General features: G+C 73.5%; 13 protein-coding genes. 10 read left to right on the top strand and 3 right to left on the bottom strand.

Annotated features, from left to right (window positions below):
• The first annotated feature begins 30 nt into the window (after positions 1 to 30).
• From ACIQJT_RS09655 to mug, 7 genes are all read left to right on the top strand, one after another.
• Positions 31 to 459, top strand: coding sequence for a GNAT family N-acetyltransferase (locus ACIQJT_RS09655; protein WP_402641554.1), 429 nt, complete (start codon positions 31 to 33; stop codon positions 457 to 459).
• Positions 460 to 508: 49 nt separating this feature from the next.
• Positions 509 to 1840 (top strand): hemolysin family protein, encoded by a 1332-nt coding sequence (locus tag ACIQJT_RS09650; RefSeq protein WP_365448538.1) that lies wholly within the window; start codon positions 509 to 511, stop codon positions 1838 to 1840.
• Positions 1841 to 2321: 481 nt separating this feature from the next.
• Positions 2322 to 3335 (top strand): hemolysin family protein, encoded by a 1014-nt coding sequence (locus ACIQJT_RS09645; RefSeq protein WP_365448536.1) that lies wholly within the window; start codon positions 2322 to 2324, stop codon positions 3333 to 3335.
• A gap of 56 nt (positions 3336 to 3391) precedes the next feature.
• Positions 3392 to 4165, top strand: a complete 774-nt coding sequence (locus tag ACIQJT_RS09640) for an SGNH/GDSL hydrolase family protein (RefSeq protein WP_365448534.1) — start codon at positions 3392 to 3394, stop codon at positions 4163 to 4165.
• A gap of 7 nt (positions 4166 to 4172) precedes the next feature.
• Positions 4173 to 4514 (top strand): DUF4326 domain-containing protein, encoded by a 342-nt coding sequence (locus ACIQJT_RS09635; protein ID WP_365448532.1) that lies wholly within the window; start codon positions 4173 to 4175, stop codon positions 4512 to 4514.
• A gap of 59 nt (positions 4515 to 4573) precedes the next feature.
• Entirely contained in the window at positions 4574 to 6016 is a 1443-nt protein-coding gene (purB, locus tag ACIQJT_RS09630; protein WP_402641548.1) for an adenylosuccinate lyase, read from the top strand.
• 13 nt (positions 6017 to 6029) lie between these two features.
• Positions 6030 to 6578 carry a G/U mismatch-specific DNA glycosylase gene (mug, locus tag ACIQJT_RS09625; RefSeq protein WP_402641546.1) on the top strand — a complete coding sequence of 183 codons (549 nt, stop codon included), beginning with the start codon at positions 6030 to 6032 and terminating at the stop codon, positions 6576 to 6578.
• Between the two features lie 4 nt (positions 6579 to 6582).
• Here mug and ACIQJT_RS09620 read toward each other — a convergent pair whose 3' ends face one another.
• The 3 genes from ACIQJT_RS09620 to ACIQJT_RS09610 are packed head-to-tail and all read right to left on the bottom strand — an operon-like array spanning position 6583 to position 8734.
• Positions 6583 to 7029, bottom strand: a complete 447-nt coding sequence (locus ACIQJT_RS09620; protein WP_402641543.1) for a hypothetical protein — start codon at positions 7027 to 7029, stop codon at positions 6583 to 6585.
• Between the two features lie 57 nt (positions 7030 to 7086).
• Complete coding sequence (locus tag ACIQJT_RS09615; RefSeq protein ID WP_402641541.1) at positions 7087 to 7812, bottom strand: ABC transporter permease; 726 nt, start codon at positions 7810 to 7812, stop codon at positions 7087 to 7089.
• Between the two features lies 1 nt (position 7813).
• Positions 7814 to 8734 carry an ABC transporter ATP-binding protein gene (locus ACIQJT_RS09610; protein ID WP_402641538.1) on the bottom strand — a complete coding sequence of 307 codons (921 nt, stop codon included), beginning with the start codon at positions 8732 to 8734 and terminating at the stop codon, positions 7814 to 7816.
• 108 nt (positions 8735 to 8842) lie between these two features.
• Here ACIQJT_RS09610 and ACIQJT_RS09605 point away from each other — a divergent pair, with 108 nt between their 5' ends.
• The 3 genes from ACIQJT_RS09605 (at position 8843) to ACIQJT_RS09595 (ending at position 11958) form a co-directional block, all read left to right on the top strand.
• Positions 8843 to 10012 (top strand): sensor histidine kinase, encoded by a 1170-nt coding sequence (locus ACIQJT_RS09605; RefSeq protein WP_402641536.1) that lies wholly within the window; start codon positions 8843 to 8845, stop codon positions 10010 to 10012.
• Positions 10013 to 10026: 14 nt separating this feature from the next.
• Positions 10027 to 10689 (top strand): response regulator, encoded by a 663-nt coding sequence (locus tag ACIQJT_RS09600; protein ID WP_402641534.1) that lies wholly within the window; start codon positions 10027 to 10029, stop codon positions 10687 to 10689.
• A 111-nt stretch (positions 10690 to 10800) separates the two neighbouring features.
• Complete coding sequence (locus ACIQJT_RS09595; protein WP_053847640.1) at positions 10801 to 11958, top strand: ROK family transcriptional regulator; 1158 nt, start codon at positions 10801 to 10803, stop codon at positions 11956 to 11958.
• Positions 11959 to 12015 lie beyond the last annotated feature (57 nt).

Below are 12015 nucleotides of genomic sequence, written 5' to 3'. Positions count from 1 at the left end.
CCGTGCCGTCGGGCGTGATGGGATCGCCGTATGACCGACCTGCGGATACGGGCCGCGACGCCCGACGACCTCGACAGCGTGCTGGCCTTCTGGAAGCGGTCCGCCGAGGGGACGAGCATCAGCGACGACCGGGACGGCGTGGAGCGGCTGGTCGCGCGGGATGCCGAGGCGCTGATCCTCGCCGAGCTCGACGGCGAACTCGTCGGCACGGTGATCGCGGGCTTCGACGGCTGGCGGTGCCACCTGTACCGGCTCGCCGTGCACCCGGAGCGCCGGCGGCGCGGCATCGGGACGGCCCTGCTCACGGCCGCGGAGGAGCGGTTCGTACGGCTCGGCGGGCGGCGCGGGGACGCGATGGTGCTGGTGCGCAACGAGACGGCACAGCACGCATGGCGCGCGGCGGGGTACGCGCCCGAGGAGAAGTGGCGGCGCTGGGTGAAGCCCCTCGCCGCCGGCTAGGACGGGCGATCCTGGGGACCCTGTCCGATCATGGGACGGAGGTGACCCGATGACCGAAGTGCTCCTCCTGCTGGTGGCGATCCTGCTCTCGCTGGCCTGCGGTGCCTTCGTGGCGGCGGAGTTCTCGCTGACCACGGTCGAGCGAGGACAGTTGGAGCGGGCGGCGGAGCGCGGTGAGCGGGGTGCGTCCGGCGCCCTGAGAGCCGTGCGGAGTCTGACGTTCCAGCTTTCCGGGGCGCAGCTCGGGATCACCGTCACCAACCTGGTCGTCGGCATGCTCGCCGAACCGTCGATCGCCGCGCTGATCGCGGGGCCGCTGGAGGCGCTGGGGGTCTCGGAGTCCACGTCCCGGTCGCTGGCGCTGGTGCTGGGGACCGCGCTGTCGACCGTCTTCCTGATGGTGGTCGGCGAGCTGGTGCCCAAGAACTGGGCGATCTCCTCGCCGCTGGCCATGGCCAAGCGGGTGGGTACCGCGCAGAGCTGGTTCAGCGCGGCCTTCCGCCCCTTCATCACCCACCTCAACAACACGGCCAACCGGGTGGTGCGCCGCTTCGGCCTGGAGCCCGCCGAGGAGCTGGCCTCCGCGCGCGGGCCGCAGGAGCTGGCGGCGCTGGCCCGGCACTCCGCGCGGGCGGGCGCGCTGGAGGAGGACACCGCCGAGCTGTTCGTACGGACCCTCAACCTCGCGGACCTGACCGCGGAGAACGTGATGACCCCGCGCGTGCAGGTGATCGCCCTGGACGTCCAGGCGACCTGCGAGGACGTGGCGAACGCGACGCGCGCCACCGGGCTGTCCCGGTTCCCCGTCTACCGCGGCAGCCTGGACTCGGTCGTCGGCATCGCGCACATCAAGGACGTCCTGGCGGTCCCCGCCGAGCGCCGGCCCCGCGCCTCGGTCGCCGAGCTGCTGCGCGAGCCGCTGCTGGTGCCCGAGTCGCTCACCGTGGACCGGCTCCTGGACCGGCTCTCCGGCAAGCGCACGATGGCGGTCGTCATCGACGAGTACGGCGGTACGGCGGGCGTGGCGACGCTGGAGGACATCGTCGAGGAGGTCGTCGGCGAGGTGCGTGACGAGCACGACCCGCACGAGACGCCCGACCTCGCGCCCGCGGGCACCGACGACGAGGGCAGGGAGCTCTTCCACGCCGACGGTTCGGCCCGCATGGACCAGCTGGCCCGCGTCGGGCTGCGGGCCCCCGAGGGCCCCTACGAGACCCTGGCCGGCCTCCTGGCGACGGAACTCGGCAGGATCCCGGCCACCGGCGACTCGGTCCGGGTCGCCGGCTGGCAACTCGACGTCACCGACGCCCAGGGCCGCAGAGCCGCCCGCGTCCTGCTGCACGCGCCCCTCGCCGGGGACGGGGAGGGGGTCGGCTCATGACGTCGGTCCGGTGGGAGAGGGTTCGCGGGGCCGGTACCGGTTCGTGGCCACGGGAGGAGGTTCGCGGAACGGGTGCCGTCGAGGGATCTGCGGTTCGCGCGATGACCGCCGTACGGCCGCTCCGTGTGGAAACGGGTCCGGGCAGCGGCACGCAGCAGCCCTTCGCGGCGACCGGCGTCCCGCCGTCACGAGAGACCGTCGCTGAGACCGCGACCAGGTCGTCGCACAAGGAGACCCTGACCCGACTCACCACCCGGCCGCCACGCGAGAAACCCCGGCCGAGCAAAGGCACGCACCCGCCCCTCGCGGGGACCGGCGTCCCGGCGTCGCGGGAGACGACCCCGGGTCAGGACTCCGCGAGGGCGGCCGCGGTTCGGTCGGCGTACCGGCAGGTCCGCAACCGGTCCAGCGCTCGGCCGGCCCGCATGGAAACCCGCATCGAGCCCGTCGGCCGGTCGGCCGGGGTACGGAGGAGCCCGCGATGACCGTCGTCCAATTGTTGATCGGGCTCGCGACGCTGGTGCTGAACGCGTTCTTCGTCGGGGCCGAGTTCGCGCTGATCTCGGTGCGGCGTAGTCAGATCGAGCCGTACGCCGAGCAGGGCGACCGACGGGCGAAGGGTGTGCTGTGGGGGCTGGAGCACGTCTCCGCGCTGCTGGCGGCCGCGCAGCTCGGGATCACCTTGTGCACGCTGGTCCTGGGCGCGGTCGCGGAGCCGGCGATCGCGCATCTGCTGGAGCCGGTGTTCCACGCGGTGGGGGTGCCGGAGGGCGCGGGGCACGCGGTGTCCTTCGTGATCGCGCTGACCCTGGCGACCTATCTGCACATGCTGCTCGGCGAGATGGTCCCGAAGAACATCGCGCTCGCGGAGCCGGTGCGCAGCGCGCTGCTGCTGGGGCCGCCGCTGGTCGCGCTGGCGCGCGGGCTGCGTCCGGTGATCTTCGCGGTCAACGCCTTCGCGAACGCCCTGCTGAAACTGCTCCGCGTGGAGACCAAGGACGAGGTCACGGCCACCTTCTCGGACGCCGAGCTGGCACGGATCGTGCGGGACTCCGGCGAGGCGGGCCTGATCGACGAGCGCGCGCGGGAGCGGCTCAACGACGCGCTGGAGCTGGGGCGGCGCCCGGTGCGGGACGTGGTGCTGCCGCTGGAAGGGGTCGTCTACGCGCGCGTGGGCGTCACCCCGGAGCAGTTGGAGGCGCTGTCGAACGAGACGGGGTTCTCCCGGTTCCCGGTGGTGGACGACAGCCGGCGGATCGTCGGCTACCTGCACGTCAAGGACGCTCTGGACGCCTCACCGCGGGATCTGCCGTTCCCGGTGCGGGACATGCGTCCGATCGCACGGATCCGGGAGAGCACCCCCCTGGACGACGTGCTGACGGCAATGCGGCGCAGCCGGACGCACCTGGCCGCGGTGCTCGGCACGGACGGGCGGCTCGCGGGTCTGGTGACCATGGAGGACGTGCTGCGGGAGCTGTTCGGACGGCAGGTGTGAGGGCGCCCGAACCCACCGACCGGTAAGTATGTGAGCGGGTTACCATTTCTTCCGCCATGCAGACGAACCCCACTTACTCCAGCCTCGTCGCGGTCGGCGACTCCTTCACCGAGGGCATGTCGGACCTGCTGCCGGACGGGACCTACCGCGGCTGGGCCGACCTCCTCGCCGGCCGGATGGCCGCCGTGACGCCCGGCTTCCGCTACGCCAACCTGGCCGTGCGCGGCAAGCTGATCAAGCAGATCGTAGACGAGCAGGTCGACGTGGCGGCGGCGATGCAGGCCGACGTGATCACGCTCGTGGGCGGGCTCAACGACACGCTGCGGCCGAAGTGCGACATGGTCCGGGTGCGCGACCTGCTCACGGAGGCCGTGGAGCGGCTGGCCCCGTCCTGCAAGCAGCTCGTCCTGATGCGCAGCCCCGCCCGCCAGGGCCCGGTCCAGGCGCGTTTCCGGCCGCGCATGGAGGAGCTGTTCGCGGTCGTCGACGAGCTCGCCGGCCGGCACGACGCGGTGGTGGTCGACCTCTACGGCGCCCCCTCGCTCTCCGACCAGCGCATGTGGGACGTGGACCGGCTGCACCTGACGGCCGAGGGCCACCGCCGCGTCGCCGAGGCCGTGTGGCAGGCCCTCGGCTACGACCCCGAGGACACCGAGTGGCGCACGCCGATCCCGGCGACGGTCCCCCCGCGGTGGCTCGCGCGGCGCATCGCCGACGCCCGCTTCGCCCGGCAGCACCTGCTGCCGTGGATCGGACGGCGGCTGACCGGCCGCTCCTCGGGCGACGGCCTGCCGCCCAAGCGGCCCGACCTGCTGCCCTGGGAGCACTGAGGACGCCGTGCACACGCGTGTGGTCAACGTCAGGGGCCGTATCCACGAGTACGGCCCCCGCCTCGAACACGCGCCCGCCGACCTCGTCTACGTCGGCCGCCGCTGGACCCTGGGCGGCTGGGACCTGCCGAAGCACCCGCTGTACAACCCGTTCGCCTACGACACTCCCGCGCGCCGCCGGGACGGCACCCGGGCCGAGGTGATGGCGAAGTACCGGGCGCATCTGCTGGGGCGGCCGGATCTGCTCGCCCTGCTGCCGGGTCTGCGCGGCAAGGCCCTGGCCTGCTGGTGTGCGCCAAAACCGTGCCACGCCGAGGTCCTGGCGGAGCTCGCGGAGGAGCTCTCGTAGGTTCCGACGAACGGCACCCCGGCGCTGGCCTGCACGAATCGCCAGTAGAATCCGTACACGTGACTTCCGCTCCCGCCAAGCCCCGCATCCCCAACGTCCTCGCCGGACGCTACGCCTCCGCCGAGCTCGCCACGCTCTGGTCGCCCGAGCAGAAGGTGAGGCTCGAGCGCCAGCTCTGGCTCGCCGTGCTGCGGGCGCAGAAGGACCTCGGGATCGAGGTGCCGGAGCAGGCCCTCGCCGACTACGAGCGGGTCCTCGACACCGTCGACCTGGCCTCCATCGCCGAGCGCGAGAAGGTCACGCGGCACGACGTGAAGGCGCGGATCGAGGAGTTCAACGACCTCGCCGGGCACGAGCAGGTCCACAAGGGCATGACCTCCCGTGACCTCACGGAGAACGTCGAGCAGCTCCAGATCCGGCTCTCGCTGGAACTGATCCGCGACCGCAGCGTGGCCGTCCTGGCCCGTCTGGGCAAGCTGGCCGGCGAGTACGGCGAGCTGGTCATGGCCGGCCGCTCGCACAACGTGGCCGCGCAGGCCACCACGCTCGGCAAGCGGTTCGCCACCGCCGCGGACGAACTGCTCGTGGCGTACGGCCGCGTCGAGGAGCTCCTCGCCCGCTACCCGCTGCGCGGCATCAAGGGCCCGGTCGGCACCGCGCAGGACATGCTGGACCTGCTGGGCGGGGACGCGTCGAAGCTGGCGGAGCTGGAGCAGCGGATCGCCGGTCACCTGGGCTTCTCGCAGGCGTTCACCTCGGTGGGCCAGGTCTACCCGCGCTCCCTGGACTACGAGGTCGTCACCGCTCTGGTGCAGCTGGCGGCGGCCCCCTCCTCGCTGGCGAAGACGATCCGCCTGATGGCCGGGCACGAGCTGGTGACCGAGGGCTTCAAGCCGGGCCAGGTCGGCTCCTCGGCGATGCCGCACAAGATGAACACGCGGTCCTGCGAGCGGGTCAACGGCCTGATGGTGATCCTGCGCGGCTACGCCTCGATGACCGGCGAGCTGGCGGGCGACCAGTGGAACGAGGGCGACGTGTCCTGCTCGGTGGTGCGCCGGGTCGCGCTGCCGGACGCGTTCTTCGCGCTCGACGGCCTCCTGGAGACCTTCCTCACCGTGCTCGACGAGTTCGGCGCCTTCCCGGCCGTCGTCGCCCGCGAGCTGGACCGCTACCTGCCCTTCCTCGCCACCACCAAGGTGCTGATGGGCGCGGTGCGCGCGGGTGTCGGCCGTGAGGTCGCGCACGAGGCGATCAAGGAGAACGCCGTCGCCTCCGCCCTCGCGATGCGCGAGCAGGGCGCCGAGCGCAACGAACTCCTCGACAAGCTGGCCGCCGACGAGCGCATCCCGCTCGACCGGGCCCAGCTGGACGCGCTGATGGCGGACAAGCTGTCCTTCACGGGCGCCGCCGCCGACCAGGTCGCCGTGGTCGTGGGCCGGATCGAGGAGATCGTCAAGCAGCACCCGGCGGCCGCGGGCTACACGCCCGGGGCGATCCTCTGACACGCTCCTCGCGATGACGCGTTTCACCCCCGAGGAACTGGAGGCCGCCCGCGACCGGCTGGTGCCGGACGTGGTCGCGGACGGTCTCCGTGTCCTGTTCTGCGGCATCAACCCCGGTCTGATGACGGCCGCGACGGGCCATCACTTCGCCCGCCCGGGCAACCGGTTCTGGCCGGTGCTGCACCTGTCCGGCTTCACGCCGCGGCTGCTGAAGCCGTCGGAGCAGCAGGAGTTGCTGTCCTACGGGCTCGGGATCACCAATGTCGTGGCCCGGGCGTCGGCGCGGGCGGACGAGCTGACCGCCGAGGAGTACCGCGAGGGCGGCCGGCTGCTGGCGGAGAAGGTGGCGCGGCTCAAGCCCCGCTGGCTGGCCGTGGTGGGGGTCACCGCCTACCGGGCGGCCTTCGACGACAAGAAGGCGAAGGTCGGCCCGCAGGAGCGGACGATCGGGGAATCGCGCGTGTGGGTGCTGCCCAATCCGAGCGGCCTCAACGCGCACTGGACCGCGGCGACCATGGCCGAGGAGTTCGCCCGGCTGCGGGTGGCGGCCGAGCGGGGCTAGCGGGTCAGACCGGGTCGATGTCCGAGGCCACGGCGAGGACATGGACCTCGTCGGTCTCGTCCCGGTAGCCCACGCCGAGGGCGATCCAGCGGTCCGAGCCCGGGGGCTGCCACAGGTCCAGGTCGTCCGCCACGGAACTCGTCGTGGCCCAGGGTTCGGGTATCTCGTCCCCCCGCTCGCCGTGCACCCGGAGCGTGCCCATCCCCCAGAGCGGCTGCTGCCTGCCCCAGCGGTCGTCCAACTGCCGCGCTATGGAGCTCCTCAGGGCGTAGAGGTCCGCCACGGCCGCCATGCGCAGCGTCGCGTCACCGGTCCGCGTCCCGTGGCTCACCTCTAACGACTCGATGCGGTAACCGGGTCCCGCCCCGTAGGGGACCGGCTCGCCGTCCGCCGCGCTCAGGTCGCGGGCGCACAGCGAGTCGATCGCGGCGAGGTACTTCGCACTGTCCATGTGATTCAGTAAACCGGCCGGCACTGACATTTGGCGGGGCGTCAGGCGATACGGGGGTCAGGCGTCCCGGCGCCGCACGCTCCAGGCCCCCGCGGCGAGGGCGGCGGCCGCCCAGGCCGCGGTCACGGCGAGGCCCGTCCACGGTCCCAAAGGCCCCTCGTGGGTCTCGTACAGGACGATCTGTCCCGCCCGGTCGGGCATGTAGTCGGTGACCCCGCCGGCCACGTCGCCGATCACGAACGAGACGACCAGGACCAACGGGATCAGGAGCGCGAGCGCCGCCACCCCGCTGCGCAGCACCGCCGCGAGACCGGCCGCCAGCAGCGCCATCAGGGTGAGGTAGATCCCGCAGCCGACGACACCGCGCACCTGTTCCCCGGTGCTCAGGCCGCCCGCCGCCCCGCCGAGCCCGGCTCGGGCCGCGAGGAGGGCGGCGAGCGCGGTCACCAGACCGACCACGAGCGTGGGGACGGCGACGGCCGTCGCCTTCGCCGCGAACCACCGTCCCCGCCGCGGCACCGCGGCCAGCGACAGCCGGAGCCCGCCCCCGTGGAACTCGGACGACACCGCCATGGCTCCGAAGGAGATGGCCGCGATCTGCCCCGGCGCGACCCCGGACAGCGCCATGAACAGCGGGTCGAACTCGGGGTCGGAGGTCTCGGAGACCCCGGCGATCGCGGAGAACGCGGTGGTCGCCGCGAACAGGGCGAGCAGCGCGCCGAGGAGGGAGCGCAGCGTACGGATCTTCAGCCACTCGGAGTGGAGCACGGATGCGAAGCGCATGTCAGGCCTCCTGGGGCTGTGCGGTGAACTCGGTCTCGGCGGACGTGAGGTCGAGGTAGGCCTGCTCCAGGGTGGCCTCCTCGGCGGCCAGTTCGAGAAGGGGGACGCCGGCGGAGGAGGCGAGGACGCCGATCTCCTCCACCCGCGCGTGCCGTACGGTCCAGTGCCCGTCCTCGTGCTCCACGGCGTCATGGCCGTGCCGGGCGAGGGCGTTCCGGAGCGCGGTCGGGTCGGTGGTGCGGATGCGGACGCCGGGCTGCACGCGCGCGTGGATGAACTCCCGCATCGGGGTGTCGGCGAGGAGACGGCCCCGGCCCAGCACGACGAGGTGGTCGGCGAAGGACGCGGTCTCGTTCATGAGGTGGCTGGAGACCAGTACCGTGCGGCCCTCGGCGGCCAGTCGGCGCAGCAGCTCCCGGATCCAGACGATGCCTTCGGGGTCGAGGCCGTTCGAGGGCTCGTCGAGCATGATGACGCCGGGGTCGCCGAGCAGGGCGGCGGCGATGCCGAGCCGCTGCCGCATGCCCAGGGAGTAGGTCTTCACGCGGCGCCGGGCGGCCGCGGCGAGTCCGGTCCGCTCCAGCACCTCGTCGACCCGGCGGTCGGGGAGGCGGTTGCTCGCCGCGAGGGTGCGCAGGTGGTCGCGGCCGGTGCGGGAGCCGTGCGCGGCCTGGGCGTCGAGCAGGGCGCCCACGTGGCGCAGGGGTTCGTCGAGCGTGGCGTAGGCGCGGCCGCCGATCGTGGCCGTCCCGGACGTCGGGCGGTCCAGGCCGAGGACGAGCCGCATGGTGGTGGACTTGCCGGCGCCGTTGGGGCCGAGGAAGCCGGTGACACGGCCGGGGAGGACACGGAAGGTGAGGTCGTCCACGGCTCGCCGGGTGCCGAACTCCTTGGTGAGGGCGCGGACTTCGATGCTGGTCATGGCAGCAGCCTGGCCGGTGCCAGGGGGGCGGTGCCTCCCCCGCGCGTGGAGATCGTCTCCCCCGTGCGGGGGAGGCTGGTTGTCGGTGGCGGCTGGCACGATGGCGAAATGGTCCGCTTGCTGCGCCCGTTGGGACGGGCGGTGACGTACACACGATGGCTGCATCTGTTCATCGCCGTCGTGTGGCCGGCCATGTGGATGTTCGTCGAGGAGGCGTGGTGGACCTGGGCGGTGGCTGCCGTGACGCTCGCACCCGCCGGACTGGTGCCGGCGATGCGGACCGTGGAGGGGCTCCAGGCGCGGCTGCTGCTGACCGGGCACCGGCACAACAGCGAGAGCATCGACATCGTCGTCGCGCCGTCGGTGTCCTGGAGCGACCGTGGGCGGCTGGTCGTCTGGCTGGAGGCGCGGCTGCTGCTGGGCGTCGTGACGGCACTGCTCAGCGTGCACCTGCTGATCGCGTCGGTGGACCTGGTGGCGTCGGCCTGCGGCCAGGACGTCGAGGAGGGTGCGCTGATCCTGCTCGACGGCCACGGGTGGTGGCATGTCCTGCTCGCGCCCTTGCCGTTGGCCGCGCTGGCGGCGACGGTGGTCGGCTCGGGACGGCTGGTCACCGCGCTCGCGCTCCGGCTGCTGGGCCCCTCCCCCGCCGAGCGCCTGGCCGCCCTGGAGGAGCGCACCGAGCAGCTCCTGGAGCGCACCCGTATCGCGCGTGAGCTGCACGACTCCATCGGGCACGCCCTGACCGTGGCCGTCGTCCAGGCGGGCGCCGCCCGGGCGGCCGGCGATCCGGCCTTCACCGACCGCGCGCTGGGCGCCATCGAAGAGACCGGCAGGGCCGCGCTGGAGGACCTGGAGCGGGTCCTCGGCGTTTTGCGCGAGTCCGAACGGCCGGTGAGCGGCCGCCCGACCCTGACGGACGCCGGCCGGCTGCTGGAGTCGGCGCGCGCGTCCGGCGCGAAGGTGGACGCCGAGCTGGCCGGGCCGGTGGACACCGTGCCGGGACCGGTGTCGCGGGAGGGCTACCGGATCCTCCAGGAGGCACTGACCAATGTGCTGCGGCACGCGGGGGCCGTCCCGGTCCGGGTCCGTGTCGAGGTCACGGGCGAGTCGCTGGCCCTGGAGGTCCGCAATCCGCTGACGGCCGCCACAGCGGGCCCCGGGCGGGGCAGCGGGCTGCGCGGGATACGCGAGCGGGCGGCCCTGCTCGGCGGCAGCGCGCACACCGGACCCGACCGGGGTGACTGGCAGGTGCACGCCGAGCTGCCGCTGCGCTGATCTACGCTGGCGGGATGCCGGTCACCGTTCTCCTCGTCGACGACGAACCCCTCGTGCGTGCCGGTCTGCGGGCGGTGCTGGAGGCGCAGCCCGACATCGAGGTGGTCGGCGAGGCGGCCGACGGGGCGGCGGTCATCCCCCTCGTGCGGCAACTGCGGCCCGACGTCGTCGCCATGGACGTACGGATGCCCCTGCTGGACGGGATCGAGGCCACGCGCGCGGTGCTGCGCACGGTCGACGAGCCGCCGAAGATCCTCGTGGTGACGACGTTCGAGAACGACGAGTACGTGTACGAGGCGCTGCGGGCCGGGGCCGACGGGTTCCTGCTGAAGCGGGCCCGGCCGGCCGAGATCGTGCACGCGGTGCGGCTGGTCGCGGAGGGCGAGTCGCTGCTGTTCCCCGCCTCGGTACGGCAGCTCGCCGCCCGGTACGGCGACGGGGGCGGCAACCGGGCGGCGCGGGCCGTGCTGGAACGGGCCAGGCTGACCGAGCGGGAGGCCGAGGTGCTGCGGCTGATGGCGCGCGGCCTGTCCAACGCGGAGATCGCCGCGCGGCTGGTGGTCGGCACCGAGACCGTCAAGTCGCACGTCAGCGCCGTCCTGGTGAAGCTGGGGGCGCGCGATCGCACCCAGGCGGTGATCGCGGCCTACGAGTCGGGGTTCGTGGCGCCGGGGTGAACCGGACGTCCCCGCGGGGGCGCGGGCCCGTCTCCGCGAACCCGGACTGCCCGCGGGGCGTACGGCCGAGTACGATCCGCCCAACACGCGCACGAGCTGGGAGGACGGACGTTGGGGCGACTGACCGGCGGGGACCCCTCGCTCCTGCGAAGGATCAATTCCGCGGTGGTGCTGCACGCGCTGCGTGCCACGGACTGCGCGACGCTGACCGAGATCACCCGTGTGACGGGCCTGTCCCGGCCGACGGTCGAGGGGGTCGTCGAGGGGCTCATCGAGGGCGGCCTGGTGGTCGAGAAGGCGGCGGACGAGAGCGTCGCCCGACGACAGGGGCGGCCCGCGCGGCGGTTCCGGTTCCGGGCCGAGGCCGGGCATCTGCTGGGCCTCGACATCGGCCCGCACCGGGTCGCCGCGCTGCTGTCCGACCTCGACGGCCGGGTGCTCGGCGCCGTGGCCAAGGACGTCGACGAGACGGCCTCCGCCGACGAACGCCTGGAGCGGCTGCGCACCGCGGTCGCCGACCTGCTGCGCCGGGCCGGGGTCGCGCGCGACTCCCTGTGGGCCGTGGGGGTCGCCTCGCCGGGCATCGTGGAGGCGGACGGCACCATACGGCTGTGCGCGGCGCTGCCCGAGTGGACGGGGCTGCGGCTGGGCGAGCGGCTCAGCCGTTCCTTCAAGTGCCCGGTGCTGGTCGAGAACGACGCCAACGCGGCCGCGGTCGCCGAGCACTGGAAGGGGGCCGCGACCGAGTCCGACGACATGGTGTTCGTCCTGGCCGGGCTGAGCCCGGGGGCCGGTTCGCTGATCGGCGGGCGCCTGCACCGGGGGTACGGCGGGGCGGCCGGGGAGATCGGCGCGCTGCACCTGCTGGGCCGCGAGGTCACCCCGGAGACGCTGCTGTCCACGACCGACGAGCCCCTGCACCCGCTCGACGAGCAGGCCGTCGCCGAGGTCTTCGCGCAGGCGCGGGAGGGCGACCAGCGGGCGCGGGCGGCCGTGGAACGCTTCATCCAGCGGCTCGTGCACGACGTGGCGGCGCTCGTCCTGGCCCTCGACCCGGAACTCGTCGTGGTGGGCGGCTGGGCGGCCGGCCTGGACGGCGTACTGGAGCCGCTGCGGCGGGAGTTGGCCCGCTACTGTCTGCGCCCGCCGAAGGTGGCCCTGTCGCTCCTCGGGGAGGCGGCCGTGGCGACGGGTGCGCTGCGCCTGGCCCTCGACCACGTGGAGGAGCAGTTGTTCGCCGTGGAGGGCACCGTCACGGCACGGCGGTGAGCGGCCCGATGACACCCGGCGGCGCCCCGGATCCCGGTCCGGGGCACCGCCGTGTCG

The organism is Streptomyces sp. NPDC091972, assembly GCF_044756385.1.
Lineage (GTDB): Bacteria > Actinomycetota > Actinomycetes > Streptomycetales > Streptomycetaceae > Streptomyces.
The sequence above is the reverse complement of the archived record's forward strand: the minus strand, read 5'-3'. Positions and strand labels throughout refer to the sequence as shown.

What these genes read in the sequence shown, in the direction of transcription:
- ACIQJT_RS09655 (WP_402641554.1), top strand. Translation starts at nt 31, where the DNA reads ATGACCGACCTGCGGATACGGGCCGCGACGCCCGACGACCTCGACAGC.
- ACIQJT_RS09650 (WP_365448538.1), top strand. Translation starts at nt 509, where the DNA reads ATGACCGAAGTGCTCCTCCTGCTGGTGGCGATCCTGCTCTCGCTGGCC.
- ACIQJT_RS09645 (WP_365448536.1), top strand. Translation starts at nt 2,322, where the DNA reads ATGACCGTCGTCCAATTGTTGATCGGGCTCGCGACGCTGGTGCTGAAC.
- ACIQJT_RS09640 (WP_365448534.1), top strand. Translation starts at nt 3,392, where the DNA reads ATGCAGACGAACCCCACTTACTCCAGCCTCGTCGCGGTCGGCGACTCC.
- mug (WP_402641546.1), top strand. Translation starts at nt 6,030, where the DNA reads ATGACGCGTTTCACCCCCGAGGAACTGGAGGCCGCCCGCGACCGGCTG.
- ACIQJT_RS09620 (WP_402641543.1), bottom strand. Translation starts at nt 7,029, where the DNA reads ATGGACAGTGCGAAGTACCTCGCCGCGATCGACTCGCTGTGCGCCCGC.
- ACIQJT_RS09615 (WP_402641541.1), bottom strand. Translation starts at nt 7,812, where the DNA reads ATGCGCTTCGCATCCGTGCTCCACTCCGAGTGGCTGAAGATCCGTACG.
- ACIQJT_RS09610 (WP_402641538.1), bottom strand. Translation starts at nt 8,734, where the DNA reads ATGACCAGCATCGAAGTCCGCGCCCTCACCAAGGAGTTCGGCACCCGG.
- ACIQJT_RS09605 (WP_402641536.1), top strand. Translation starts at nt 8,843, where the DNA reads ATGGTCCGCTTGCTGCGCCCGTTGGGACGGGCGGTGACGTACACACGA.
- ACIQJT_RS09600 (WP_402641534.1), top strand. Translation starts at nt 10,027, where the DNA reads ATGCCGGTCACCGTTCTCCTCGTCGACGACGAACCCCTCGTGCGTGCC.